This is a genomic window from Rhizobium sp. NFR03, from assembly GCF_900111275.1.
Classification (GTDB): Bacteria; Pseudomonadota; Alphaproteobacteria; order Rhizobiales; family Rhizobiaceae; genus Ferranicluibacter.
On record NZ_FOGR01000011.1, the window covers coordinates 124,688 to 148,266 of the forward strand.

Consider the following 23,579-nt stretch of genomic DNA (forward strand, 5'->3'; position numbering starts at 1 on the left):
CGGGGAGGTCGAGCGTTCCGCATCTGGCTCCGGTTGAAAGAGCCATGCAGGATTGCCCGTCCACGGTCTCAGAGGACATTGCGATTTTTCAGCATCTGTCTTATATGTAGGTACGTCACTACATCGAGGTTTTCATGAACCATACTCGCCTTTCAAGCCGCGAGCTCAATCACGATGTGAGCGGGGCCAAGAAGGCGGCGCTAGACGGGCCGGTCGTTATCACCGACCGGGGGCGTCCGTCGCATGTGCTGATGACCTACGAGACCTATGAGCGCCTTACCGGCAAGCGCCGCAGCATTCTTGATGCTCTCTCCGCGCCGGGCTTGTCGGATATCGATTTCGACACGCCGCGCGCCACCATCTCACCTCGCGACGTGGATCTGTCTTGAGATATCTCCTCGATACCAACGTCATCTCGGAACTGCGGAAATTGGGCGATGGCAAGGCGAATGAAAACGTCGTAAATTGGATGGGAGGGCAGGACTCCGATGATCTCTGCCTGTCCGCCATCACCATCCTGGAGCTCGAACGAGGTGTGCTTGGCGTTCAGCGCCGCGATCCGGCGCAAGGTGCAAGGCTGCGCAACTGGCTCGACCATCACGTTCGGCCGGCGTTTTCAGGCCGCATCATCCCCATTGATGATGCGATCGCGACGCGTTGCGCTCATCTTCACATTCCGGATCGACGCAACGAGGCCGATGCCCTGATCGCTGCCACGGGTCTCGTCCATAGCCTTTCCGTCGTGACGCGCAACGTCCGCGATTTCGAAGGTACCGGCGTTGTCGTCATCGATCCGTGGCGCGGCTGACAAGCAGCGCGCACGTCCGGGGCTTCCTCACGTGAACCCGTGACAAACATTCAGACCGGCGAGGATTTTGCCGTTGTCCCCGCAGGGCGGCCGGCGGTCTCCCACAGCCTGCGCACTTCGTCCCAATCGGGAACGGTTTCCGTCGTAAAGCCAAGCGTCTTTCCGGTCGCAATCGCGCCGAAGGCTTTCATCGCCTGTAGATGGGCGCCGGATATCAGGTAACGTCGCATGGCGGCCTCATCGGTCCAGACCGTTCGCGTGTGATGGACGCCATTGATGAAGCGCGCATCCGTCGACAGGTTTCCGGGTGCTTTACGGGCCTGGATCATCGACCGGATGGCATGCCACCAGAACCGTGGCTGGTGCCGCCTTGCTTTCAGCTGAAGTCCTGTAATGGAGACATAGACGGTTTGTGCGGTCATGCGTGTTCCCAGCTCATAGGATGCCGTCGTCATGAAGCATCCCTGAATGGTTTGCGCTTCTATATCATCACCATGTCTGCCAGTTGACGCTTGCCGCTGCGCCAGACCAGACGTGCTTCTCACTCAGCGAAGCGCCCGCCGGTCGGCCGAGCTCCCTTCAATAATTCCCCCCATCGCCGCCGTCCGGCTGGTGAGCGGGCAGGGCCGGTTCGGGATCGACGGTTGGCTGAAGGTCCCGCAGCATGTCTGCCGCGTGGCGAAGCGCGCGCTGCCAGTCCTCCGGCGTCGATGTACTTGCCGTTGACGAAGCCTGCTCCAGTGAGGTCACGGCGGCGCTATCGGCCATGTGCTCCTGCGCGCAGAGATTCCGTATTTCGCCGAGCGCGATGTCGATCAGCCGCGTAACATCCTGATGCTCCAACGTCTCCACATCGTTCGACGCCGTCACCAGCTTGACGATCAGCTCGTTCACCGTCTCCATCCCTTCGTCCTTTCCGGGGCGCACCCGCTTGCCGTCTTGCAATGTCTTCGTTCGGCCATTCGGTGGGGGCCGCAACCGCAACGTCTCAGGCCTTCCTGCACCGGCAGGCGTCGTAACCTCCAACAAACAGCCGGCCGGCCTGCATGCCGATCATCGGCGGCACGTCCCGGACATGGGCAACCTGAAGCGCAGTCGCCATGGCGATGGACGCTTCCGCGCAGATCGCCGCGTCTTCCGCAGCGTTGTGGTGCCGGAACGTAAGGCCGAGATGTCCGGCCAGAATGTTCAGGCGGTGGGAGCCGAGATGCGGCCATACCCGTTGCGCCATCTTGACGGAGCAGAGATAGGAAAGATCGGGATAGCTCTGCCGGTAGAGATCAAGGCAGGCGCGCCAGACGCTGAAGTCGAAGGACGCGTTGTGGGCGATCATCGTCGCACCCCTGAACTCGTCGGCGAACTCGTCCATAACCTCCGGAAACTCCCCGGCATTTTCCACATGCTCCGGCCGGATGCCGTGGATGGCGACGTTGAACGAGGAGAAGCGCATGTCCCGCGGGCGGATGAGACGTTCCTCTACCCGGACGACCCGTCCATCCTCGATCCACGCAAGCCCGACCGAACAGGCGCTTCCGCGCTGCTCGTTGGCCGTTTCAAAATCGATGGCGATCGTCTTCACGTGCGCTGTCCGTCTGTCGTTTCCCGTCCGGCATACTGTCTGGAGCATGATTTGGCAAAGGGCGAGATGATTAGGAGAACTGCCATGCAGCATGGCAGGGCGTTTGAACCATGGCGCGCAGCCGCTCAGGCCCTATCTATGAGTGCGAGACCGATGAAAGGGACCGCCGCGCCATGAAACCGCATGTCATTTGCCTGATGTTGACCTCGCCGGACGGCAGCCTGCATCCGAGCCGCTGGACAAAGAGCCCGGATGGCGAGCGCGCCGACTGGACCGCTCTCTACGAGAAGATCCACACGGAACATGCCGGCAATGCCTGGATGGTCGGGCGGGTCACGATGGCGGAGATGTCAAAAGCGCAGCCCCATCCGCCGACGGGTCCCTTAGATGTCGTGCGTCCGCATTGCTTCGCCAGGCCAGGCGCGTCGTCATTTGCGATAGCGCTGGACCCGGGTGGCAAATTGCATTTCGCCGGTGACGAGCTTTTCGGCGACCATATCGTCGTGCTGCTCGGCCCGGATGTGCCGGACAGCCATCTGGCAGAGCTGGCCGCCGACGGCGTCTCCTATGTGGTCTCGGACACGAAAGAGCTCGACCTTCGCGCGATGCTCATGCTGCTCGGGCAGGAACTTGGCATTACCCGCATCCTTCTGGAAGGCGGGGCAAGCGTCAATGGATCGATGCTGGCTGCCGGGCTTGTCGATGAGATCAGCCTCGTCATCGCGCCGGCGCTGGAAGGCCGACTGGCCGGCGATCGGATCATAGCGTTTGGGGAGGAGGGGCTTGCTGGTAAGGTTAAGCTGTCTTTGAAGTCCTGCGACGTCCTCGCACATGGCGCTCTTCACGTCCGCTATGACGTGCGCTCGCCGAGCTGAAGCAAACAGCGCAGGCGCGGAACGATGGCGAGCAGGGTAAAGGAAAGCAAGGCGCAAGAAAACGAGACGGATGCGCCTGCTCAGCTGGACGAGGAGGCCGCATCCGGCGAGGTGGTCTCGTTTCCCTATGACCGGATGACGGTCGATCAGTTTCGGCATCGTTTTCCACGAGCCCGCTGGCGCGACGACATCAAGGCGTGGTGGGTGCCGGGAAAGACGGCAGCGCGCCGGATCGGGCGGTGGCTCGCGGAACAGGAGGCGGAAGCGGATGCGCACGCGGATGCGCGCGGACGCGACGCCTACGACTTCGATCCGATTGTCAGCCCCTACCTCGAAATCGGACGCGTCGGCTTCAAGATCCGGACGCCATATTCGAAAACGGTGGTCGAAGAGCTTCGCGAAATCCGGTTCGCGCGCTGGGATGCGGATCTGCGCCTCTGGCATGTTCCGTTCCGCTCATTTGAAGACCTTCGCAGCCACTGGACCGCCATAGAGGCTGCCGCACGTCGAAACGAACCCGCCGAGCGGGCGCGACGTGCGGAAGAGCGGAAGGGTTCTGAAGACGACGTGAAATCAAAGGCACGCTCCGCGGAGCGTCGCAAGCATCGTTACCCGTTACATCCCGACGAGCTGCCGCCGCCAGGCGTGCCGGTCGCGATCTCCTATGGCATCGTCGTCTTCACCGAAATTACCGGCGAACTGGTCGATCCCGCTGCAGTCGCGGATTTCTACCCCGGAGCAACAGAAAGCCATGTCTGGGGTCTCTGGCGCGCGCCCTCCCTCGAGGAGTTGCTTTCGGCGTGGCCGGCAAAGGTCATTCCCGACCCAACGGGCGACTGGCGGCTGCCGACGATCGAGGAGCTGAGGCCGGCGCGACGAGCGGCCCGGGTCCGGGAGAGCACAGGCAAGGTACGCAGTCGATGAATGCGAAGGGGACCGCATTCGACGCGGCTCTCGACCGACTGCCGGACGGCTTTGTCGAGGGCACGTTCGATGGTCAGCCATGGGGCGCTACCGTTCGCCGTTCTACCGACGGGCGCCGTGTGTGGCTCTTTGCAAGAGATCTGCGCCGGAACGACATCGTCAGCTTCAACCTCTATCGGACGACATCCGGCGGCGCTCTCCTCAAGCCCTGCGAGATGTCGTCCGCCAAGGTCGTCGATTTCGTCATCGGCTTCAGGCCTGTCGCAGAATGACCATCGCGTCAGGGGAACAAACATCGCAAGCAAGGGGTTACGGTTAGACAATCATCAAGGAGGACCATCTCATGGATCATACAAAACACGTTCGCCTCTCCCCGGCCGAACTGACCCCAGCTGTCCTTGAAGGCGCAACGATTTACGGCGCAGATGACCATAAGGTCGGCAAGCTCGACCATATCCACGGAACGGGTGCAGGCGGCAAAGCTGTCATCGATGTCGGTGGCTTTCTGGGCATTGGTGCAAAGCCTGTTGGCGTACCCTTGAGCGATCTTCAGTTCATGCGCGACGAAGACGGTGACGTTCACGCCGTGACGACGTGGACGAAGGACCAGCTCAAGGACATGCCTGAGCATCGCGACTGAACAAACAAAAGATCAGACCGAGGAAGCCTGGCCATTGCGCCAGGCTTTTTCATGTCTTGTTCTGGAAACTCATACGTCGAGGATGTCGACAAAGGCATCCGGGAAATTCTTCCGGGCAAGCGGCTCGTTGAGTTTCAGCATCGCCTGATAGGATGCCGGATCGAAATCGCGCTCTGCGGGCAGGATCTCGCGTCCGAACAGGCGGGACAGGCGTTCACCGTCCAGATTCCCGCGCTCGAAGGGTTCCGTGCCGAAATAGTGCCAGAGCGAATGCACGAAGGCGGTGTCGGCAAGTCCGACCGACTTGTCGAGGGTCGGATGCCGGCGCCATTGTCCGAGAACGGTAACCTTCGAGTTCGCCCTGCGAAGCGTGAACTGCCACTGCGTTCCCGACAGTCCGGCCGGAAAGCCGCGATGCTTCGTCATTTCCGGAACTTTTGCCATTCGTCCATCTCTCCCGACCCAGAGGCCGGTTCCCCGTCATGTTTCAAGACATGCATTCGATGATCGGCTCGGCATCCGGGACGTTCTGTCGAAGGCATAAAGCCGGTCCATAGCACAGGGATGCGGCCGGGAAAACGCGTTCTTCTCGGCTTGCTTGCCGGACAATGGCGTTGGCAAAGACAGCTCCCCGCGCGGGAACAACTGTTCAAGGCGGCGGTTCGCGGCATCTGGATGGATGCAAGCGAACGGGAAAACGAAGATGCCGACGAACCTCAGGAATGCTGTTGTGGTGATTTCCGGTGCATCGAGCGGGATAGGCCAGGCGGCTGCGGAAGCGTTCGCCAGGCATGGTAGCCGGCTCGTGCTGGCCTCCCGCAACGCGGAAGCGCTCGAAGATGTTGCCGCGAACTGCAGGCGACTGGGCGCAGAGGCGCATATCGTCGTGACGGATGTCACGGATGCGGCGGCGGTCAAGAAGCTGGCCGAAACGGCGGACGGGTTGGGCGGCATTGATGTCTGGGTCAGCAATGCAGGCGTCGGGGCCGTCGGGCGATTCGAGGGAACGCCGATCGAGGCACATGAGCAGATCGTCCGTACCAATCTCATCGGCCATATCAACGATGCCCATGCGTCGATGCCCGTTTTTCTGCGGCAGGGGAAAGGGACCTTCATCAACATGATTTCGCTCGGTGGCTTCGCGGCCGCTCCGTTCGCCACGGCTTATAGTGCGAGCAAGTTCGGTCTTCGTGGTTTCTCCGAGGCACTGCGGGCGGAGCTTGCCGACAAGCCAGGCATCCACATTTGCGACATCTATCCCGCTTTCGTCGATACGCCGGGTCTTCACCACGGTGCAAATTATGTCGAGCGTGAAATGGGCGCGCCGCCGCCGGTGCTTGATCCGCGCACCGTTGCAGCCGCTATCGTTCGCGTGGCGCGATATCCGCAATCGACAACCACGGTTGGTGTCGTCACAGACGCTGTGCGTCTGGCCCATCTGCTGGCGCCCAACCTCACGGCCCGCTCGATCGGCCGTTTCATGGCAACGTATTTCAAACGCGCGCCGGAGATCAGCGGCAGCGACGGAAACCTGTTTTCGCCCTCGCGGGATGCCGCACGGATCGACGGCGGGTTTCGCTCGCATTCCCGAACATCGCGAACCCTGATGTTCGGGCTTGCAGCCGTCGGGTTCGTTAGCGTCCTCAGCTCCCTTTCCCGGCGGGGCGCCGGTCGTTCCGGTTTGCATGATCACCATGCCTTGCGTCGCTCATGGCGCCCTTGGCGCGGCTGAGGGTTCCACGCCTTGACGAGGGCTGGAACAAGCGCGTGGTCCGATGGGTTGAATTCGTGTTCAAGAAAGGAGTATCCGATGCCTGCCAAATCCCAAGCACAGCAAAAGGCCGCCGGCGCAGCACTCGCCGCCAAGCGCGGCGACAAGAAGAAGAGCGAACTCAAGGGCGCTTCCAAAAGCATGGAATCATCGATGAGCGAGAAGGAGCTCGAGGACATGGCGTCGACCAGCCAGAAGGGCAAGCCGAACCACGTCTCGTCTTGAGAGACCTGTATGGGGATAGCCGATGACGCTGGAGGACATCGTCTTTCGACTTGGCATCGCCAGCGCGGCGGGTTTGCTGCTGGGGCTGGACCGAGAGCTTCGCGGCATCGCTGCCGGCATCCGGACGCATGCTCTGGTCGCGCTCAGTTCGGCACTAATTACGGTGTCTGCGATGATGATCCATGACGATCTGGCAGCGCGGTCAATGTCCAACGCCGACCCGTTGCGCGTGATCCAGGGACTGGCACAGGCTGTCGGTTTCATCGCTGCAGGCGCAATCTTCGTGTCGGGCGGCAACGTGCACAACCTGACCTCGGCTGCCAATATCTGGCTCGCCGCCGCTGTTGGTATCGCTGCGGGAGCCGGACAGACGACCCTGCTCATCGTCGGCGTCGCTTTCGGAGCGCTGATCGTAACGCTGGTCCGTATCCTCGAAAGATTCGTATCGGGATGGGCTCGATCCGACGACGAGAGTTGATATCCTGCGTTTATGATAGAGCCAGGGAAGTGGTCGTTAAGGGCCGCCAGCCATCGAGCCCACGACGACCATGACAAGAGCGTCGATATCCACCTCGCCATCAACCAGAATGGTTGACCCGTCCTTGCTCACGCTGAGCTTTTCCGGCCGTTCCGCTGCCTGCCGTTCGAACTCTTCGACAACGGCAAGCGCTGCCTTTTCGTGCAGAGGCTTCAACTCACTCATATCGCGGGCACCCACTTCCAGAAAACGCCCTCCCGGCGCTCGGGGTAGTATTTGAACTCGCATTCGAAACGGAGGCCATAGGTCTTTGCCGCTTCCAGCGCGGTGTCCGAGGGCGGGTTCATGCCCGTGCGCGGCGCAAACCAGTCCTCGATCAGATCGTCCGGCACATATGCGCCGATCCGCAGCGGCAAGCTCCGAAGCACGGAATCCATGTCCTCAGGTATCGACATCGTTCGCTATCCCTCCTTGCAAGGCCTCACCGTTCGCAGGTCCTTCCGTCAAAGTGGACGCACCGAACAGGTCTGCCCGGCGCAAAGACCGCGACCTTAAGGTGACCGATCGTCTTTGACATTGGCAAGCTCTCTGCGCTTTATGAAACTGTTGGGCTGTAGCGCCGAAACTCTGCATGTCAGCGGAAGTTCCCGGGTGGTGGCATGCGTGATGAAATCCGGGGCAGGGCGGTTGAGGAAGACATCGGGTGCGTGAGCCGGAGATCGATGAGCGCGAGACGGACGACGAAGCCGAGCCTTCGCATGTTCCCACGCCGCGCATGCTGTCCTGGGCACGCAATTCGGCGGCCTACCGGCTGGGCAAGCGAATGCATACCGAAAAGCAATTATCGGATGCCATCGCCCGCAAGGCGCGAGAGAAATTCGCGGAGATCAGCGATGAGCAGGTCGCCGCTCTCTCAGCCTTTGCCGTCACTTTCGGCTATGACAACAAGGCTCTCGACGACGTCGCCTATGCGGACGTTGCGACGCGCTCGGGGCAGTCAAGCGGACGTTCGAAGCGGGCGATCGCCCAACGGCTCGTGGTCAAGGGGATCGACCGCGAGACGGCAACGGCCGCAGTCGAGGATGTGGACGACCTCAAGGCCGCCATCATCCTTGCCCGCAAGCGTGCCTTTGGTCCGTTTCGCAAGGAGCCGCCTGACGAGAAACGCAAGATCAAGGAGCTATCCGCTTTTGGCCGTAGTGGTTTTGGTTTCGATATCGGCCGCAGGGTCTACGATATGACGCGCGACGAGGCTGACGCCGTTCTGAGCGGCAACGAGATATGAGCCGATCTCCCGCAAACGAGGGAGAATGAGGGTGCTCAGGTCGGCATTCCGTCGATATGATGTTTGTAATCTTGAGGAAGAGACCGCGCGGCGCTGAGACAATCGCTAGCCGGTCATTCGCCGGTGAAGTCCATGTCAGCGCCGCGCTTATGGTCTGGTAGAAGAATGCTCGGCGACGTTCTCTGTTCCATTGATCGCGTACCGTGCTTCGTGGCAGTCGACGCATGGAGTGCCTTACGCTCAGGTATCCGACATCGAGGGTAGGTGAAGCTCCACCTCGCGTCGCTCCTCGTCGCTCATGGGCTCGACCTTCTCTTTCCAGAAAGCAGCGGCTTCCGGCGCATCATCTTCCCAGGCTCGCGTACTGACGATATTGTCATCCACCTTCGCCTTGCGGCGGCCACCAAGCGCCAGATATTCATCGGCAATCTTCTTGGACGGTGTCGTGGTGTTGTCTTCCATGATGCGATCCTCTTGACATTGGGTGCCTGTCAGCCCGCTACACTGATCTTCTGCACAGACGACCAATCGGAACCCTGCGTGAGAAGCCGCCAACGGACATGGCTGCCGTGATAACAGATGGCCTATCGATTCGTTCCGGTCCCGATGTTGCCGGAAGGTTGTGGGTGCCGATTGCCTGCGCGCGGAAGAGGAGAGAAGATTGAGCTTGAAGGAGATCAGCGGCGAGGTGGATGGCCGGTACGCTCGCATCGATGGCGAACTCGTTCCGCTCGTCTCGAATGTCTGGATGGACGGCGTTACCTACGCAAACCCGTTCACGCCTCCTTTGCACGATGTAAGAGACCCGAAAGACCGGGAATTTCTGGTGGTCGTTCTGCAGAAACATCGGGTGGTCGTGACCGACGATGTCGCTGTGCGTAACGGAGATGGCGCGCTGATCCCTCTCACTCGGCGGAGATATCTGGGCCTCTACGCGATCGAGAACCCGGCCTATGCACCGGCGTCGGGCTTGTCCTTCACGCTGGGGCCATTGATCGCGGATCTCGCGGCGCCTTAATCGGCCGAACGCTCTAAAGCATAGGCTCCTGCCGCCGACCTGATCTGCGTCGGACAGGCAAGATCTTCGGATGCAGGGTGGCAGGCACCTTGTTCATGCTGAATGAGACAGATGCCAAGTATGGAAAACGCTTACTCTCGGCGTCCGTTGGTGACGGAACGCGTTGTGCAGCGATGGCCTGCAATGATACAGCGCCTTCGCGACTGCTTTGTCGCAACCTGCTTTCGCACCGTCGCCGTTTCCAGCTCGCCGAGATCCAGATGACAGATAAGCACCAGCCCGGAACATCGAGCCTCAAGCTCGGTCTCGATCCTGTCGTCGCCTTCAGCCTTGCAGGTGCGCTGGTCTTCTTCCTGATCAGCGGTGTCATCGCTTACAATAATCTCCACACCTTGCGCGCCAACAACGACAAGATCGTTCATACCCACGAGGTCATCGTAGCGCTGGGTAAGCTCCTTTCGAGTGCGCAGGACGCGGAAACAGGCCAGCGTGGCTTCCTGCTGACAGACAATGCCCGTTATCTCGACCCCTATAATGTCGCCGTGCTCGCTGTCCCCCGCCATATCAACGATATCGCCCGGCTGGTGCAGGACAACCCGGCGCAAGGGCGCCGCATCGAAGCCGTCAGGCTGAGCGTCGATGCCAAGTTCGCAGAGTTGAAAGAGACCATCGAGCTGCGCCGGACGCAAGGCCTGTCGGCTGCGCTTGCCGTCGTCAATTCCGATCGCGGGAAGGCTGCCATGGATGCTATCCGCACGCAGCTTTCCGAAATGGGACAAGAGGAAGCGCGCCAGCGGCAGCAGTGGCTGAGCGAGATGGATGATGCCTATAGCACAGCCCTTGCCAGTAGCATCTTCTCCGGAATACTCGGCATTCTCCTGACGATAGCCATCGGCGTCCTTATCCGCCGCGCCACCCTCGCGCGTCGCAGGGAAGACTGGTTGCAGGCGGGGCAGGTTGGCTTGAGCGGCGCTGTCATGGGCGACCAGCGCACAGAGCAGCTTGGCGACAGCATTCTAACCTTCCTGGCTGACTATGCAGGCGCGGTGGCCGGCGCGATTTTTGTCGGCGACAAGGGCATCTTTCAGAGATCTTCGACCTATGGTGTTCCCGAGGGCGCAAACATTCCGCGACAATTCAAGCTGCGGGAAGGACTGCTCGGACAAGCCGCTGCCGGCGAAAAGGCCGTGTTGGTCGGAGACGTACCCGACGGCTACCTGTCGTTCGGCTCCGCGCTAGGGCGCGACAAGCCACGGCACCTCGTGATCTCCCCGGCCATCATCGACGGCGAGGTCAATGCGGTCATCGAACTCGGCTTCCTCCGCCCGATCGACGAGAGCGTTCTCGCTCTGCTGGAGGAGGCTGCGGCCTCCATTGCGACGGCCGTACGGTCCGCAAACTACCGCACGGACCTGCAGAACCTCCTTGCCGAAACCCAGCGTCAATCCGAGGAGCTGCAGGTTCAGAGCGAAGAGCTGCGCGTTTCGAACGAAGAGCTGGAGGAGCAGGGCCGGGCGCTGAAAGAGTCGCAGGCGCGGCTCGAGCAGCAGCAGGTGGAGCTCGAACAGACCAATTCGCAGCTGGAAGAGCAGACGCGCCAGCTCGAAACACAGCGCGACGATCTGGAGCGCGTCAATGGCGCGGTGCAGCTCAAGGCACGCGAGCTGGAACAGGCGAGCCGCTACAAGTCCGATTTCCTCGCCAACATGTCGCACGAACTGCGCACGCCGCTGAACTCGCTGCTCATTCTCGCAAAGCTGCTTGCCGATAACGCCGAGGACAATCTGACCGGTGAACAGGTGAAGTATGCACAGACGATCGAATCCTCTGGCAACGACCTTCTGACACTGATCAACGATATCCTCGACCTCTCCAAGATCGAAGCTGGACATATCGACATCCGCCCCGAGGCGGTGTCTGTGGAGCGGCTTGCGAACAATCTGCGGCAGGTCTTCGATCCGGTTGCACGAAACAAGCAGCTGGATTTCGCAGTGGACATCGCGCCGGAGTGCCCGCCCGTCATCGAGACCGATCTTCAGCGGCTTGAGCAGGTCTTGAAGAATCTCTTGTCGAACGCCTTCAAGTTCACCGCCGCCGGCAAGGTGTCCGTGGCCATCCGACGGGCTGGAGCGCCCTATGGCAGCGGCGAGGGGCAAATTGCGCTCGCGGTCACGGATAGCGGCATCGGCATTGCCGAGGACCAGCAGCGCAACATCTTCGAGGCCTTCCATCAGGCTGATGGAACGATCAGCCGTCGCTATGGCGGAACGGGTCTCGGCCTCTCGATCTCCCGCGAACTCGTGCGCCTGCTCGGAGGCGCGATCCATCTGGAGAGCCAGCCGGGACAGGGCAGTACCTTCACGATCACCATCCCGGAAACCTACGACGCGACGCGGGTTTCGGCCCGACAGCCGCGCGAGGGCGGAACGGTTGCTCCCGTCTCACCGGCTCTCGTGCAGGCTCCGGTGAACGCTCCTGCGACCGAGCAGCGCGAGACCTCGAATATTTCCAGGGCGCGCCTCGTGGAGGACGACCGGGCGGCTCCGTCCGACAACAAGCGCGTTCTCCTGATCATCGAGGATGATGTGACCTTCGCGGCGATTCTACGAGATCTCTCGCGGGAAATGGGCTTTCGCACGCTGGTTGCCGGCACGGCACAGGAAGCCCTGGAGCTTGCCCGCCAGTTCATGCCGAGCGCTATCGTGCTCGATGTCGGCCTGCCGGACCAGTCGGGTCTTTCGGTTCTCGACCGGCTGAAGCGCGACGTGCAGACGCGGCATATCCCGATCCATATGGTTTCGGGCGATGATCATACGGAAACGGCTCTGTCGCTTGGAGCCGTCGGCTACATGCTGAAGCCGGTGAAGCGCGAACAATTGATCGAGGTGCTGCAGAAGCTCGAAGCGAAGCTTTCGCAGCGGGTACATCGCGTCCTGATCGTGGAAGACAACGACGTTCAGCGTGAGGCGGTGGCACGGCTGCTCACCTCGCACGACGTGGAGACGGTGACGGCGGGAACGGCGGCCGACTGCCTGAAGCTCCTTCAGGAGCAGACCTTCGATTGCGTCGTCCTCGATCTCTCGCTGCCGGATGCCTCTGGCTATTCCTTGCTGGAAACGCTGAGCCAGGACAGCGAGCGCGCGTTCCCGCCTGTCATCGTCTATACCGGCCGCGTGCTGTCGGCCGATGACGAGCTGCAACTGCGCCGCTACTCCAAGTCGATCATCATCAAGGGCGCAAAATCTCCCGAGCGGCTGCTGGACGAGGTCAGCCTGTTCCTGCATCAGGTGGTGTCCGACCTGCCGGCCGAGCAGCAGAAGATGATCCGCAAGGCTCGCAGCCGGGATGCCCTTCTCGAAGGGCGCCGCATCCTCATCGTCGAGGACGATGTGCGCAATGTCTATGCTCTGACCAACATTCTCGAGCCGCGCGGCGCGGTGATCGAGATTGCGCGCAACGGCCAGGAAGCGCTCGACGCGCTCGCGAAGTCGGCTGGGCAGCCGGGTGCAGGAATCGATCTCGTGCTGATGGACGTGATGATGCCGGTGATGGACGGTCTGACGGCGACGCGGGAGATCCGCAGGAACACCCAGTGGAAGAAGCTGCCGATCATCACCCTCACGGCCAAGGCCATGCCCGACGATCAACAGCGCTGCATCGAGGCCGGGGCGAACGACTATATGGCAAAGCCGCTCGACGTTGAGAAGCTGCTATCGCTCGTCCGCGTCTGGATGCCGCGATGAGCGATCTGTCGTCACTGGAGAAAGTCGAGGACATCGAGATCCGGCTGCTGCTGGAAGCGCTCTATGCGCGATATCACTATGATTTTCGCGGTTACGCCATGGCGTCGGTCAAGCGTCGACTGCGCCAGGCGCTGGAGCAGCTGCGCATTCCCACCATCTCGGGGCTACAGGAACGGCTTCTGCACGACCGGGACATGCTGCCGCAACTGCTGGGCTACCTGACCGTGCAAGTCAGCGAGATGTTCCGCGATCCGGATTATTTCCGCGCGATCCGGGAGCAGGTGATCCCGCATCTGCGGACATATCCCTCGCTTAAAGTCTGGGTTGCGGGCTGCAGCCATGGCGAAGAGCTTTATTCCCTCGTGATCCTCTTTCGAGAGGAAGGTCTCGAAGACCGCACGCTGTTCTATGCGACCGATATCAGCCAGGAAGCGTTGCAGATCGCGGAGGCCGGCGTCTACCCGCTCGACCGCATGCAACTCTTCACAGAGAACCACCGCAAATCCGGCGGCAAGTCGTCGCTATCGGATTACTATCAGGCGGCCTATGGTCGCGTCTCCTTCGACCGGACGCTTCGGCGCAATGTCGTGTTCTCCGATCACAGCCTCGTCACGGATGCCGTCTTCGGCGAAATGAACCTGATTTCCTGCCGCAACGTGCTGATCTATTTCGACCGTACCTTGCAGGATCGTGCGCTTGGCCTCTTCAAGGATTCCCTGCCGCGAAAGGGGTTTCTCGGCCTTGGCGCAAAAGAGAGCCTCCGCTTTTCGGATCATGCCGGCGCGTTCCGCGACTTCGTGCGCGAGGAAAAGATCTACCAGAGGATCGGCGAATGAGCGACGTTCGCCCGCAGGCCGTCGTCATCGGTGCCTCGGCCGGTGCGCTGGAAGCCCTGACGACCATCCTGCCGGCTCTGCCGGGCGATTTTCCCGTGCCCATCATGCTCGTCGTCCACATCCCCGGCGACAAGCGCAGCGTGCTGGCCGAGTTGTTTCAGGCGAAGTGCCGGATCAACGTGCTGGAGGTGGAGGACAAGGAGCCCCTTGCCGGCGGAACGGCCTACTTCGCGCCGCCCAACTATCATCTGCTTGTCGAGACCAATGGCACGCTTTCTCTTTCCAGCGACGAACCGGTGATGTTCTCCCGCCCCGCCATCGATGTCCTCTTTGAAAGTGCCGCCGATACGTTCGGATCGGCACTGGTCGGTATCGTGCTCACGGGCGCCAATCATGACGGGGCCCGGGGCCTTCGCGCGATATCCGACGTCGGCGGCCATGCCGTCGTTCAGGATCCGGCGACGGCTTTTGCCGCTGCAATGCCCGAAGGTGCAATCGCACGGTGTCCTGACGCCCGGGTCATGCCGCTTGACGCGATCGCAGCGTATCTTCAGAAGGTCGTATGCACATGAATCCCGTTACCTTTCTGCTGGTGGACGATCTCGAGGAAAACCTGCTTTCGCTGGAAGCGCTGCTGCGGCGCGATGGCTTGACGCTTCTCAAGGCGCGTTCCGGTGATCAGGCTCTGGAGTTGCTGCTGCAACACGATGTCGCACTGGCGCTGATCGACGTGCAGATGCCCGGGCTGAACGGTTTCGAACTGGCCGAGCTGATGCGCGGCAACGAGCGGACCCGCCGCGTGCCCATCATCTTCGTCACGGCCGGCAGCACGGATGGCCAGCGCCGTTTCCGCGGGTACGAGGCGGGTGCCGTGGATTTCATCCAGAAGCCGATCGAAACCGATATTCTCCGCAGCAAGGCAGACGTCTTTTTCGAGCTTTACCGTCAGCGCCAGCAGATCGCCGAGCAACGCGACGCACTGGAAGCGCAGGCGCAGGCCCTGCGGGAGGCCGACCGCCGCAAGGATGAGTTTCTGGCAACGCTCGCTCACGAGTTGCGCAACCCGCTTGCTCCGTTGCGTCACGGTCTCGACGTGCTGCGCCGGAACCCGACAGGAGAAGCCGCCGAGGGCATTCGCGACATGATGGACCGGCAGATGGTCCATCTGGTGCGGCTGATCGATGATCTGCTGGACGTATCGCGGGTCAGCCAGGGCAAGATCGGGCTGCGCAAGGAGCGCATCGCGGTCGAGATGATTATTCGCTCCGCCATCGAGGCGAGCCGTCCGCTGATCGATGCCTCCGGGCACCGCCTGACCGTGGATGTGCCAGCCGAACCGCTCTGGCTGGATGCAGACCCGACCCGCATGGCGCAGGTCGTCGCCAATCTTCTCAATAATGCTGCGAAATACACGCCGGCCGGGGGTCGGATCGGGATTGCCGTCCGGGCGTCCGGCGGCAGCGCCGTGATCGATGTCTCCGACAATGGCATCGGTATTCCGGAGACGCTGCAGTCCGGCGTGTTCCAGCTGTTTGCGCAGGTCGATAGTCATCTGGAGCATGCCCAGGGCGGCCTTGGCATCGGATTGGCTCTCGTGCGCCAACTTGTCATTCTCCACGGCGGAACGGTCGAGGTCACGAGCGCCGGCGACGGCAAGGGTAGCGTGTTCACCGTTCGTCTGCCGCTTGCCACAGCACCTGAGGAGGTTGCCGCACCGGCACGAGCCGTTGCCGCCGGGCCGGAGGCAGACCAGCCGCAGAACATTGCGATGGCTTCACCGCGCTTGCTGAAGGTGCTGATCGTAGATGACAATGTCATTGTCGCGGACGCGCTCGGCTGGATGCTGGAAGAGATCGGCCATCAATACGAGGCGATCCACGACGGGCGCGAAGCGCTGGAGGTCGCGACGCGATTTGAGCCGGATGTTATCCTTCTCGATATCGGGCTGCCGGGGATGGATGGCTACGAGGTCTGCCGTGCCTTCCGCCGGGAAGACCGGTTCAAGGCGACGACCATCATCGCCCAGACGGGATGGGGACAGGACAAGGACAAGGTGAAAGCGTTTGAGGCAGGCTTTACTCACCACCTCACGAAGCCGGTGCTGATAGACGAGCTGGAGCGCTTGCTGGAGACGGTTCCGGCTGCCTGATATCCTGTTTTCGAGATAACAAGCGCACAACCGGCGTCGAGTCGCATCATCGTCGCGGCGGCTCGAAGCGCTCCAGTCTCTTGGCGACCTGGATTTCCAGCAACGAAAAATCGCCTGCGATCGCCTTTGAGTCCTCGCTGGCCGTCATCGCAAGATGCACGACCCCTTCCAGCCTGTGAATAAGCCGGCCGGCTAGGCGTCGCTCCTTATAGCTGAAAATGTCGCCCCCGCGAACAAGCAGGCACAGGCTGTAGATGCGCCTGAGAGACTGGCGATCGGACGCCATGTTGAGCCACTGCGCTCTCGTAATATGCATTATTCCTCCGGACCAAGTGGAGGAAGACGAGCGCGGATCAAAAAGAGTTTCAGGTCCTCTGCCGATTTGGCGTTTGCATGATGCTGCAAATTCGGCCGCCGGAGCGGCCGAAGAGAGAGGTTTGAGAATGCCTATCGAGGCTTCCGGATGGTGCCGTAGATGATGTTGCGGTTGGCACCGAAGAAGACGCTCTTTTCGGCTTTCTGCCCCTCCAGGCTCGCCTCGATGATCGACCACATTTCCGACTGCGATCGCAGGAGAAGCGTCCAGTTCATCATTGTCTCCATGTAGCCGTCGTCGGGAACCTCCGTCGAGAAGTTGGCGAACAGGAACGTTCCGCCCGGCTTCAGCATGGAAAGGCATGTCTGCGTCAGTTTCACCGCGACCTTGTCGGCGAGATAATCGTAGAGGCCTGCCGCATAGATCAGGTCGAATTGTCCGAGGCCGTAGGCACCTTTGAGAAGTCCACGAACCGAGCCGTCCATCGCTTCGACGGGCGTTCCGTTGAAGTCGCGCATGGTGCGGCCGACGCTCAGAGGGTCCTGATCGAGCGCCACCCACCGCTTGATCCGGCCCTCTCGCACAGCAACGGATTCTTCCGCCTCGCGCAGATGCCCCGCTGCCACTGCGAGAACCTCCGTCTCCGCCCCTATCCGGGCTGCTGTCTCATCGACGGTTCGCGTCAAGATATCGCGACGTTCCCGCACGGCCACGGCGGAAGGGGCGTTGCGCGTGTACTCGTAGAGTGTGCGCCCGAGCGGCGAAGCGCGCTCCACGTCGGCTGCGATATCCCGATGGCCGTAGATAAAGTCGATCAGGCTTGCATCCCCTGAATAGCCGCGCGGCTTTTCGAAGGACCAGCGGGTAAAGGGGTCGTTGTGAAAATATGCCGCCACCGGATGATCCTGAACCATGGGGATCAGGTCCGGCCATACCGACCGGTATTTCTCGCGGCTCTCGTGAAGGGATCGGATCAGGCGATCGATGATCTGATCGGGATTGCGGTCCGCCTGAATCTGCTGGGAGGCGACTTGCAGTATCAGCGTAATCTCGTCTCTTGCGATCCGGAGTTGCCGTTCATCGGCAGGCGCTCCGGCGGGGAAAACCTCCCTGTTGACTGCGGTCGGGGTGATCAGGCTTTGCCCGTCAAAAACGGCGAGTGGGTTCTTCACGCTACGTCCTTTGGTTACCATTGGGTTAACAAGACGCGTAAGAGATGACTCAAATTGTCTGGAAATGCATGGGCCTTTCAATTTGTTGGTTAATGGCACAGGTGCACCCTTACGGCACAGGGGTTCAGGGCTGTGGAAAGGAAGTGTTAAGCCGTTTTCGCTAATGTTTACCGCTGTCTTAGTAAGCGTGATAGAACATTGGAACGGTCTGTCCGGGTCGTCCATTCAAGGGTCGGGATCGCCGCGTATCGGTGAAAAGCTTCGGCACAGCAATGAAAGCGGTGGAGAGTGCATGATGCACAAGTCGACCGACACCATCGAGTTCGGCGTATCGAGAGATCCGCTACAGCAACCGAAGGTAACTCTTCGCGAACTCTACAAGCGGCACGGCGAGAATGCGCACAAGCAATCGACTCGTCGCGGGCTGTGGGCAGCCGTGCTCGTCTATCTCGTCTTCTCGATCAGCGACGTTCTCCTGATCGGCGACGTCGCGCCGTATGTCGTCGGCGCCCGGTTCTTGATTTCCATCATCATGTTGATTGCACTCGAGCTACAGATGCGGCGGGCGTCCACGGCCGATGCCGTCGATAGCACGGCGGCGATTGCGCTGATCTTCGCTTATGCCGGCTGGCTCGTGCCGAGCATGATGAGCGATCACACGGTCGTCATGTCATACTACATGGTTTTCGGCGCCATCTTCATGATGAGCGTGAACCTGTTCTTCAATTTCCCATTCCGGATCTCCGTGGTCGCCTCAGGCATCATCGTCCTGATCTTTCTGGCGGGCCTCGTCTGGTTTCCCAATGTCGGCTACAGCTACAAGTTCACGTTCGGCCTCTTCTGTCTCTCCTGTTTCATCTTCACGTCCTATGTGAACTGGAAGCTCAATCAGGAGCGCTACAACGTGTTTCTGAACGCGCTGGAGGCAAAAGCCCAACATCGTCAGGCTGCCGAGCGCGGAGAGGCCTTGCTGAGGCTGTCCCATACCGATCCACTGACGGGCCTTGCCAACCGCCGTGCGATCGACAACCGCCTGCGCGACGTCTGGCGCGACTGGCAGCAGGCAGGGCGCACCTTTGCCGTCATTCTGGTCGACGTCGATTTCTTCAAGCGGTACAACGACTATTACGGGCATCTCGAAGGCGACAAATGTCTCATGCTGGTCGCTCAGGCCCTGCGCGGTCTGGCCGAGGAGCATAAGGCCTCCGTCGGGCGGTTCGGCGGCGAGGAGTTCATCCTGCTCGCCCCTGTCTTGTCCGAGAAACAGACGGGCGAACTCTGCGAAGCCATTCGTCGGACGGTCGAGGATCTCGGTCTGCTACATGAGCAGCGACGCGATGGTACGTCGAAGGTAACCGTCAGTGTCGGTGCAGCCTTTACTGCGGACCGCACCCTGTCGAAAGTGGAGAAGGTGATCCATCAGGCCGACCGTGCGCTGTATAGCGCCAAGGCCTCCGGCCGCAATTGCGTCAAGCTGTTCCACGTCGATGATCCGAACAATCGTGACGACGGCGAGAATATCGCGGCCCTGCTGAAGATCGCCGTACCCCAAGGCCTCGTGTCCATGGTATACCAGCCGCTGCAGGAGGTGGCGACGGGCAAGACGCATGCCTATGAAGCTCTGATGCGACTGAAGATGTCGGATGGCACCTTCTTGTCACCGGCGCTGTTCATTCCCGCAGCCGAGCGATCCGGTGCGATCGTCAATCTCGGCCAGTGGGCTTTGCGTCGCGTCTGTGAGGAACTCCTCCTTACGAATCTGGCGCCTGTCGCCAGTGTCAACGTCTCGCCATTGCAGTTGAAGACGCCCGGTTTTGTCGCCTTCGTGGCAAGGACTCTGGACGAGTTCTGCATCTCCGGCGATCGTCTCGCCTTCGAAATTACCGAAGGGCAGGACATGGAGATCCATTCGAGCCTTTTGCGCTGCATCAGCGACCTTCGGGCTCTCGGCATCAAGATCTGGCTCGATGATTTCGGCACGGGTTTCGCCGGTCTATCCTGGCTGCGCCTGATCGATTTCGATTGCATCAAGATCGATAAATCCTTCCTGCACGATTGCGATACCCCGCGCGGCTGTGCCATGCTTGACGATATTCTGCGTCTGGCACGCAATCGGGGAGCGACGATCCTCGTCGAAGGCGTCGAGACGGAAGAGCATTTCGCGCTCATGCACCGCCTGAAGATTGACCTGATGCAGGGCTACTATGTCGGCCGCCCCGCACCCGCCACGAGCCTTCGGCCCATTCGGCAGCTACCGAAACTGGTCGTCGTTTCAAGGTAGGTAGAGATCTGTCATCCGTCCGTGATGTGCCGGACAGCCTTGTCCGGAAAGGACGATGTCGGGCGGCCACGTCGGGACAAGCCCTGTAAATTCGATCCTGAAGCCGCTCCGGTTCAAGGAATCTGCAGTCGCCGCATGACGTCTGGACCAGGCATATCATTACGACTTGCCAATGTTCCACCCTCGCTAATATAAGATCGCACGGGGCGCTCCGACGCCGTACGAACGGGCGAGGGGACTTGATGGCCGAAGATGCAGATCGAGGCCGGGCCTCCAGGAAAGTCGGCTTCTTCGTGGTCGTCGCCTTGGTCGGCATGCTCGCCGGGCTGCCGTTTGCCGTGTGGATGGACGTCAGCAGCCTGTCGCAGGCTGCGCTGAAGCGCCAGGCGCAGGACATGAGCTCGCTGATCACCAGCATTCGCTCCTATTACGCCACCAATGTCGTCGGTCGCATTCTCGCAGCACATGCGGCGGGCGACGATGCCGCCACAGCGGTGACGGACCAATATGCCACCATTCCCGGCGCGGTTCCGATTCCTGCGACGCTATCGCTGGAACTCGGCGACGTGATCAAACAGCAGCAGGCAAACATTACCTATCGTTTCGTCTCGGACCTGCCGTTCAAAACGCGAGCGCCGCATGATCTGGACGTCTTCGAGACGGCATCGCTTGCAGCCTTGCGCAGCAACGCCGCACAGACTCTCACTGACGTTTCCCGCGTCGGCTTCACCAACACCTTTCGCCTCGTGACGCCTGTCATCATGGGGCAGGCCTGCGTTGCCTGTCACAACCAGCATCCCGCCAGTCCGAAGACCGACTGGAAAGTAGGGGACGTACGCGGCATCCAGGAGGTTATCATTCAGCAGCCGCTGGCCGGTAATGTCTTCGCCTTCAAATACCTACTGGTCTATTTTCTCTGTTTCGCCGGGCTCGGCGCGGCCCTCATCACGCTTCAGCAGCGCCAGACAGCTTTGATCCAGGGCTTCAACCGCGATCTCGAATCTGCCAACGAGTTTCTCGCCAGCATATCCATGAAGATCTCCCGCTACCTCTCGCCACAGGTCTACAAGGGCATCTTCAGCGGCCAGAAGGATGTCGTCGTCCAGACAGAACGTAAACGCCTGACCATTTTCTTTTCCGATATCAAGGACTTCACAGCGACCACCGAGCGACTACAGCCGGAGGCGCTGACGGAGATGCTGAACGAGTACCTGACCGAGATGTCGGCAATCGCGGCGATGCATGGCGGAACGCTCGACAAGTTCATCGGCGACGCCGTGCTCGTCTTCTTCGGCGATCCTGAGACGCATGGCGCGGTAGAGGATGCAAAGGCATGCCTGCGAATGGCGGTGGACATGCAGACGCGCCTTGGCGAACTCAAGGCAAAATGGCGCGGCGGCGGCACCGAGGAGCCCTTCGTCGTCCGGATGGGTATCAATACGGGTTACTGCAACGTCGGCAATTTCGGCAGCAGTGACCGAATGGACTACACGATCATCGGCGCGGAAGCGAACCTTGCAGCACGCCTGCAAGCGATTGCCGAAGGCGGCAAGATCGTTATCAGCTACGAGACCTACGCGCTGGTGACAGACATCGTGGACGCCACGCCGCTGCCGCCGATCACCATGAAGGGAATCCAGCGCGAAATCGTACCCTATGCCGTCAACGGCCTCATATCAGGAGCCGAGCAAACGCGCGGCGTTGTTCGCGAAACGCTCGCAGGCCTCGATCTCCGTCTCGATCCGACCCAACTCGACCCAACCGAACGTGCCAAGGCACGTGCCATACTGCGCCAGGCGATGGCCGCAATCGATGAGAAGGACGGGAAGGGCTGAACCAAGCTCTTGGTCAGGCCAAGCCGAGCATGGCTGGAACTTCGGTCCACGGGAGACGTATCACACTGTGTCGGCGTCAGCGGGATCTCCCTGTGGCGGCGGAGTTATCGCTACTAATTCCATCTGCTCGTCTCCGCCGTATCAAACGCGGGGAGTGCGACAGTCTAACTTTGCAGAAACAGGACACTGTGAGTTCGAGGCGAACCGCGACTTGCGGGCTGGCAGAAGCTAACCGGTGCGCCTGATTTGGGCGAGGAGTTTCTGGCGGAAGACTTCTGCCGGTGTTTTATAGCCGAGGCATTTGCGTGGCGTTGCGTTCAGGTGATGGCATATCTCGGTGAGATCACGGTCGCTGAGCGACAGCGGGTTGACCTCTCTCGAAAGCCATTTCCTGGCCCGTCTGTTGGTGTTTTCGACAGTGCCTTTCTGCCAGGGCGATTGCGGATCGCAGAACCATGTCTGTGTTCCGATGCTGGCCTGCAGGTAGGGCCAGTCAGTGAATTCGGTGCCTCGGTCGAAGGTGATCGAACGACGGGCTAGGTGGGGCAGGGGTTGCAGCACGCGGATCAGGCCGTCCATCACCGGTCTGGATTGCCGGTCATTGTTGCGCAGGAAGACTGCAAATCGGCTGACCCGTTCGACCAGCGAAGTCACATTGGCCTTTCCGTACGTCTTCCGGAACTGAATGAGGTCGCATTCCCAATGCCCGAACTGTTTGCGCCCAGCGACGACATCCGGCCGGTTGAGAATGTTGACGTCTGGGCTGAAACGCCTGCCGTGACGGCGCCTGGCATGCCGTGGCCGGCGTCTGGCACGATGCTCTGGCAGATGTCGCCACAGTTTGATCGCATGTCCGTTGGCCGAGTATGCGAACTTGTAGATCGTCTCATGGCTGACAGAGATTGGATGCCGCTCCAGTCGCATCCGGCCAGCAATCTGCTGCGGCGACCAGCCATGCATGATGCGCTCGATTACAGACTGGCGCAGATGCGGGAACCGAGCAAGCTTCCGCAGCTTGGCACGCCGTTCTCGCGCCATGTCATTAGCCATCACGCAGTAATAGCCGTTGAGGTCCGGCATCTCACTATCCTCGAACGTATTGCGGCGCAGCTCACGGAAAATGGTCGAGCGATGTCGGTGAAGTTTCTCGGCGATGACGTCAACGCTCAGTCCAGCTGTATGCCAGCGCGCGATTTTGCAGCGTTCATCCAGATTGATCTGGGAGTAGGTGCGCTTCATGGGTCGTTCCTTGCAACTGATAAGCTACTGTTATCTATCGCAAGTCGCACTTCATCCTTGAACCCACCACGCTATACACCGTGTCAAAGCTGATTAGGGGTGCGACGTCGGTAGCCATTTAGAAACGCGACACTGGCTCTGGTGGTCAGCCCCCGATCCGACCGGCTGGTCCGGGTTGCAAGGGAGGAGCGGGGGCGGATTGTTGGCGCCTGTTCGGCTTCAGCTTTGAGGCTGGCCCAGTCATTCTGCCGCCTCCATCCGCGCTAAGGCCTTCTGCCTTTTGGCGATGACGTCCGGATCGTTCATGAAATCCGTCCTTCGCCCCGGCTTGCGGCCACGCTTCTGGTAGCCGTTGGCTGTGCTGCCGTCTCGAATGCCAAACATATGATCCTTCTGTCCGGTGCG

27 protein-coding genes and 1 pseudogene are annotated in these 23,579 nt (G+C 60.7%); 17 read left to right on the top strand and 11 right to left on the bottom strand.

The genetic code is table 11. The features are described from left to right. Positions 1 to 134 precede the first annotated feature (134 nt). Both BSG19_RS23120 and BSG19_RS23125 read left to right on the top strand, forming a co-directional pair. Complete coding sequence (locus BSG19_RS23120) at positions 135 to 389, top strand: type II toxin-antitoxin system prevent-host-death family antitoxin (protein ID WP_092990363.1); 255 nt, start codon at positions 135 to 137, stop codon at positions 387 to 389. Further along, positions 386 to 808 carry a type II toxin-antitoxin system VapC family toxin gene (locus tag BSG19_RS23125; RefSeq protein WP_092990364.1) on the top strand — a complete coding sequence of 141 codons (423 nt, stop codon included), beginning with the start codon at positions 386 to 388 and terminating at the stop codon, positions 806 to 808. The genes BSG19_RS23120 and BSG19_RS23125 overlap by 4 nt, the downstream gene beginning before the upstream one ends. Before the next feature lie 50 nt (positions 809 to 858). Here BSG19_RS23125 and BSG19_RS23130 read toward each other — a convergent pair whose 3' ends face one another. The 3 genes from BSG19_RS23130 to BSG19_RS23140 all read right to left on the bottom strand — a co-directional run bounded on the left by BSG19_RS23130 (position 859) and on the right by BSG19_RS23140 (position 2,387). Continuing rightward, a complete protein-coding gene (locus tag BSG19_RS23130; RefSeq protein ID WP_092990400.1) occupies positions 859 to 1,230 on the bottom strand; it encodes a hypothetical protein in 372 nt (123 codons plus the stop codon). 157 nt (positions 1,231 to 1,387) lie between these two features. After that, positions 1,388 to 1,711, bottom strand: coding sequence for a hypothetical protein (locus BSG19_RS23135; protein ID WP_092990365.1), 324 nt, complete (start codon positions 1,709 to 1,711; stop codon positions 1,388 to 1,390). A gap of 85 nt (positions 1,712 to 1,796) precedes the next feature. Next, complete coding sequence (locus BSG19_RS23140) at positions 1,797 to 2,387, bottom strand: 3'-5' exonuclease (RefSeq protein WP_092990366.1); 591 nt, start codon at positions 2,385 to 2,387, stop codon at positions 1,797 to 1,799. 173 nt (positions 2,388 to 2,560) lie between these two features. Between BSG19_RS23140 and BSG19_RS23145 the strand changes: the two genes are divergently transcribed. The 4 genes from BSG19_RS23145 (at position 2,561) to BSG19_RS23160 (ending at position 4,826) form a co-directional block, all read left to right on the top strand. Then, positions 2,561 to 3,262, top strand: a complete 702-nt coding sequence (locus tag BSG19_RS23145; RefSeq protein WP_092990401.1) for a RibD family protein — start codon at positions 2,561 to 2,563, stop codon at positions 3,260 to 3,262. Between the two features lie 24 nt (positions 3,263 to 3,286). Next, positions 3,287 to 4,186 carry a hypothetical protein gene (locus BSG19_RS23150; RefSeq protein ID WP_092990367.1) on the top strand — a complete coding sequence of 300 codons (900 nt, stop codon included), beginning with the start codon at positions 3,287 to 3,289 and terminating at the stop codon, positions 4,184 to 4,186. Further along, positions 4,183 to 4,458, top strand: coding sequence for a hypothetical protein (locus BSG19_RS23155; RefSeq protein ID WP_092990368.1), 276 nt, complete (start codon positions 4,183 to 4,185; stop codon positions 4,456 to 4,458). Before BSG19_RS23150 ends, BSG19_RS23155 begins: the two co-directional genes overlap by 4 nt. A 71-nt stretch (positions 4,459 to 4,529) precedes the next feature. Further along, entirely contained in the window at positions 4,530 to 4,826 is a 297-nt protein-coding gene (locus tag BSG19_RS23160; RefSeq protein ID WP_092990369.1) for a PRC-barrel domain-containing protein, read from the top strand. Between the two features lie 69 nt (positions 4,827 to 4,895). Here BSG19_RS23160 and BSG19_RS23165 read toward each other — a convergent pair whose 3' ends face one another. Continuing rightward, complete coding sequence (locus BSG19_RS23165) at positions 4,896 to 5,270, bottom strand: hypothetical protein (RefSeq protein ID WP_092990370.1); 375 nt, start codon at positions 5,268 to 5,270, stop codon at positions 4,896 to 4,898. Positions 5,271 to 5,529: 259 nt separating this feature from the next. Here BSG19_RS23165 and BSG19_RS23170 point away from each other — a divergent pair, with 259 nt between their 5' ends. The 3 genes from BSG19_RS23170 (at position 5,530) to BSG19_RS23180 (ending at position 7,300) form a co-directional block, all read left to right on the top strand. Continuing rightward, entirely contained in the window at positions 5,530 to 6,558 is a 1,029-nt protein-coding gene (locus BSG19_RS23170) for an SDR family oxidoreductase (protein WP_092990371.1), read from the top strand. A gap of 78 nt (positions 6,559 to 6,636) precedes the next feature. Continuing rightward, positions 6,637 to 6,822 carry a DUF3008 family protein gene (locus BSG19_RS23175; RefSeq protein ID WP_092990372.1) on the top strand — a complete coding sequence of 62 codons (186 nt, stop codon included), beginning with the start codon at positions 6,637 to 6,639 and terminating at the stop codon, positions 6,820 to 6,822. Positions 6,823 to 6,844: 22 nt separating this feature from the next. Further along, positions 6,845 to 7,300 carry an MgtC/SapB family protein gene (locus tag BSG19_RS23180; RefSeq protein ID WP_092990373.1) on the top strand — a complete coding sequence of 152 codons (456 nt, stop codon included), beginning with the start codon at positions 6,845 to 6,847 and terminating at the stop codon, positions 7,298 to 7,300. 36 nt (positions 7,301 to 7,336) lie between these two features. On the opposite strand, the gene BSG19_RS23185 is transcribed toward BSG19_RS23180, so the two are convergent. Together BSG19_RS23185 and BSG19_RS23190 are read right to left on the bottom strand one after the other, a co-directional pair. Further along, positions 7,337 to 7,525, bottom strand: a complete 189-nt coding sequence (locus BSG19_RS23185; protein ID WP_092990374.1) for a hypothetical protein — start codon at positions 7,523 to 7,525, stop codon at positions 7,337 to 7,339. After that, complete coding sequence (locus BSG19_RS23190) at positions 7,522 to 7,755, bottom strand: hypothetical protein (RefSeq protein ID WP_092990375.1); 234 nt, start codon at positions 7,753 to 7,755, stop codon at positions 7,522 to 7,524. The genes BSG19_RS23185 and BSG19_RS23190 overlap by 4 nt, the downstream gene beginning before the upstream one ends. Positions 7,756 to 8,003: 248 nt before the next feature. Here BSG19_RS23190 and recX point away from each other — a divergent pair, with 248 nt between their 5' ends. Then, positions 8,004 to 8,585 (top strand): recombination regulator RecX, encoded by a 582-nt coding sequence (gene recX / locus BSG19_RS23195; protein ID WP_280142431.1) that lies wholly within the window; start codon positions 8,004 to 8,006, stop codon positions 8,583 to 8,585. A 240-nt stretch (positions 8,586 to 8,825) separates the two neighbouring features. Here the strand turns inward: recX and BSG19_RS23200 are convergent, their stop codons facing one another. Beyond that, complete coding sequence (locus tag BSG19_RS23200; RefSeq protein ID WP_092990376.1) at positions 8,826 to 9,047, bottom strand: hypothetical protein; 222 nt, start codon at positions 9,045 to 9,047, stop codon at positions 8,826 to 8,828. A 199-nt stretch (positions 9,048 to 9,246) separates the two neighbouring features. On the opposite strand from BSG19_RS23200, the gene BSG19_RS23205 reads away from it, so the two are divergent. The 5 genes from BSG19_RS23205 (at position 9,247) to BSG19_RS23225 (ending at position 16,331) form a co-directional block, all read left to right on the top strand. After that, complete coding sequence (locus tag BSG19_RS23205; protein WP_092990377.1) at positions 9,247 to 9,603, top strand: hypothetical protein; 357 nt, start codon at positions 9,247 to 9,249, stop codon at positions 9,601 to 9,603. A gap of 260 nt (positions 9,604 to 9,863) precedes the next feature. Next, entirely contained in the window at positions 9,864 to 13,346 is a 3,483-nt protein-coding gene (locus BSG19_RS23210; RefSeq protein WP_092990403.1) for a response regulator, read from the top strand. Continuing rightward, a complete protein-coding gene (locus BSG19_RS23215; protein WP_092990378.1) occupies positions 13,343 to 14,182 on the top strand; it encodes a CheR family methyltransferase in 840 nt (279 codons plus the stop codon). Before BSG19_RS23210 ends, BSG19_RS23215 begins: the two co-directional genes overlap by 4 nt. Then, positions 14,179 to 14,754 carry a chemotaxis protein CheB gene (locus tag BSG19_RS23220; protein ID WP_092990379.1) on the top strand — a complete coding sequence of 192 codons (576 nt, stop codon included), beginning with the start codon at positions 14,179 to 14,181 and terminating at the stop codon, positions 14,752 to 14,754. The genes BSG19_RS23215 and BSG19_RS23220 overlap by 4 nt, the downstream gene beginning before the upstream one ends. Beyond that, complete coding sequence (locus tag BSG19_RS23225; RefSeq protein WP_244529396.1) at positions 14,751 to 16,331, top strand: response regulator; 1,581 nt, start codon at positions 14,751 to 14,753, stop codon at positions 16,329 to 16,331. The genes BSG19_RS23220 and BSG19_RS23225 overlap by 4 nt, the downstream gene beginning before the upstream one ends. Positions 16,332 to 16,377: 46 nt before the next feature. Here BSG19_RS23225 and BSG19_RS23230 read toward each other — a convergent pair whose 3' ends face one another. After that, positions 16,378 to 16,647, bottom strand: a complete 270-nt coding sequence (locus BSG19_RS23230) for a hypothetical protein (RefSeq protein WP_092990381.1) — start codon at positions 16,645 to 16,647, stop codon at positions 16,378 to 16,380. 131 nt (positions 16,648 to 16,778) lie between these two features. Next, complete coding sequence (locus BSG19_RS23235) at positions 16,779 to 17,819, bottom strand: class I SAM-dependent methyltransferase (RefSeq protein WP_244529397.1); 1,041 nt, start codon at positions 17,817 to 17,819, stop codon at positions 16,779 to 16,781. A gap of 292 nt (positions 17,820 to 18,111) precedes the next feature. On the opposite strand from BSG19_RS23235, the gene BSG19_RS23240 reads away from it, so the two are divergent. Both BSG19_RS23240 and BSG19_RS23245 read left to right on the top strand, forming a co-directional pair. Then, positions 18,112 to 20,100 (top strand): putative bifunctional diguanylate cyclase/phosphodiesterase, encoded by a 1,989-nt coding sequence (locus tag BSG19_RS23240; RefSeq protein WP_092990383.1) that lies wholly within the window; start codon positions 18,112 to 18,114, stop codon positions 20,098 to 20,100. Positions 20,101 to 20,342: 242 nt separating this feature from the next. Further along, positions 20,343 to 21,935, top strand: a complete 1,593-nt coding sequence (locus tag BSG19_RS23245) for an adenylate/guanylate cyclase domain-containing protein (RefSeq protein ID WP_092990384.1) — start codon at positions 20,343 to 20,345, stop codon at positions 21,933 to 21,935. A gap of 228 nt (positions 21,936 to 22,163) precedes the next feature. Here the strand turns inward: BSG19_RS23245 and BSG19_RS23250 are convergent, their stop codons facing one another. Next, positions 22,164 to 23,174: an IS30 family transposase gene (locus tag BSG19_RS23250; protein WP_092990385.1), complete on the bottom strand. Its 1,011-nt coding sequence runs from the start codon at positions 23,172 to 23,174 to the stop codon at positions 22,164 to 22,166. Positions 23,175 to 23,414: 240 nt separating this feature from the next. Beyond that, positions 23,415 to 23,579: pseudogene (locus BSG19_RS25855) on the bottom strand (ISNCY family transposase); the annotation flags it as partial.

Coding starts and splice junctions, on each gene's coding strand:
- BSG19_RS23190 (WP_092990375.1), bottom strand. CDS start 7,755: ATGTCGATACCTGAGGACATGGATTCCGTGCTTCGGAGCTTGCCGCTG.
- BSG19_RS23120 (WP_092990363.1), top strand. CDS start 135: ATGAACCATACTCGCCTTTCAAGCCGCGAGCTCAATCACGATGTGAGC.
- BSG19_RS23245 (WP_092990384.1), top strand. CDS start 20,343: ATGGCCGAAGATGCAGATCGAGGCCGGGCCTCCAGGAAAGTCGGCTTC.
- BSG19_RS23200 (WP_092990376.1), bottom strand. CDS start 9,047: ATGGAAGACAACACCACGACACCGTCCAAGAAGATTGCCGATGAATAT.
- BSG19_RS23215 (WP_092990378.1), top strand. CDS start 13,343: ATGAGCGATCTGTCGTCACTGGAGAAAGTCGAGGACATCGAGATCCGG.
- BSG19_RS23145 (WP_092990401.1), top strand. CDS start 2,561: ATGAAACCGCATGTCATTTGCCTGATGTTGACCTCGCCGGACGGCAGC.
- BSG19_RS23175 (WP_092990372.1), top strand. CDS start 6,637: ATGCCTGCCAAATCCCAAGCACAGCAAAAGGCCGCCGGCGCAGCACTC.
- BSG19_RS23210 (WP_092990403.1), top strand. CDS start 9,864: ATGACAGATAAGCACCAGCCCGGAACATCGAGCCTCAAGCTCGGTCTC.
- BSG19_RS23150 (WP_092990367.1), top strand. CDS start 3,287: ATGGCGAGCAGGGTAAAGGAAAGCAAGGCGCAAGAAAACGAGACGGAT.
- BSG19_RS23170 (WP_092990371.1), top strand. CDS start 5,530: ATGCCGACGAACCTCAGGAATGCTGTTGTGGTGATTTCCGGTGCATCG.
- BSG19_RS23130 (WP_092990400.1), bottom strand. CDS start 1,230: ATGACCGCACAAACCGTCTATGTCTCCATTACAGGACTTCAGCTGAAA.
- BSG19_RS23225 (WP_244529396.1), top strand. CDS start 14,751: ATGAATCCCGTTACCTTTCTGCTGGTGGACGATCTCGAGGAAAACCTG.
- BSG19_RS23165 (WP_092990370.1), bottom strand. CDS start 5,270: ATGGCAAAAGTTCCGGAAATGACGAAGCATCGCGGCTTTCCGGCCGGA.
- BSG19_RS23185 (WP_092990374.1), bottom strand. CDS start 7,525: ATGAGTGAGTTGAAGCCTCTGCACGAAAAGGCAGCGCTTGCCGTTGTC.
- BSG19_RS23250 (WP_092990385.1), bottom strand. CDS start 23,174: ATGAAGCGCACCTACTCCCAGATCAATCTGGATGAACGCTGCAAAATC.
- BSG19_RS23240 (WP_092990383.1), top strand. CDS start 18,112: ATGATGCACAAGTCGACCGACACCATCGAGTTCGGCGTATCGAGAGAT.
- BSG19_RS23230 (WP_092990381.1), bottom strand. CDS start 16,647: ATGCATATTACGAGAGCGCAGTGGCTCAACATGGCGTCCGATCGCCAG.
- BSG19_RS23135 (WP_092990365.1), bottom strand. CDS start 1,711: ATGGAGACGGTGAACGAGCTGATCGTCAAGCTGGTGACGGCGTCGAAC.
- BSG19_RS23160 (WP_092990369.1), top strand. CDS start 4,530: ATGGATCATACAAAACACGTTCGCCTCTCCCCGGCCGAACTGACCCCA.
- BSG19_RS23180 (WP_092990373.1), top strand. CDS start 6,845: ATGACGCTGGAGGACATCGTCTTTCGACTTGGCATCGCCAGCGCGGCG.
- BSG19_RS23155 (WP_092990368.1), top strand. CDS start 4,183: ATGAATGCGAAGGGGACCGCATTCGACGCGGCTCTCGACCGACTGCCG.
- BSG19_RS23220 (WP_092990379.1), top strand. CDS start 14,179: ATGAGCGACGTTCGCCCGCAGGCCGTCGTCATCGGTGCCTCGGCCGGT.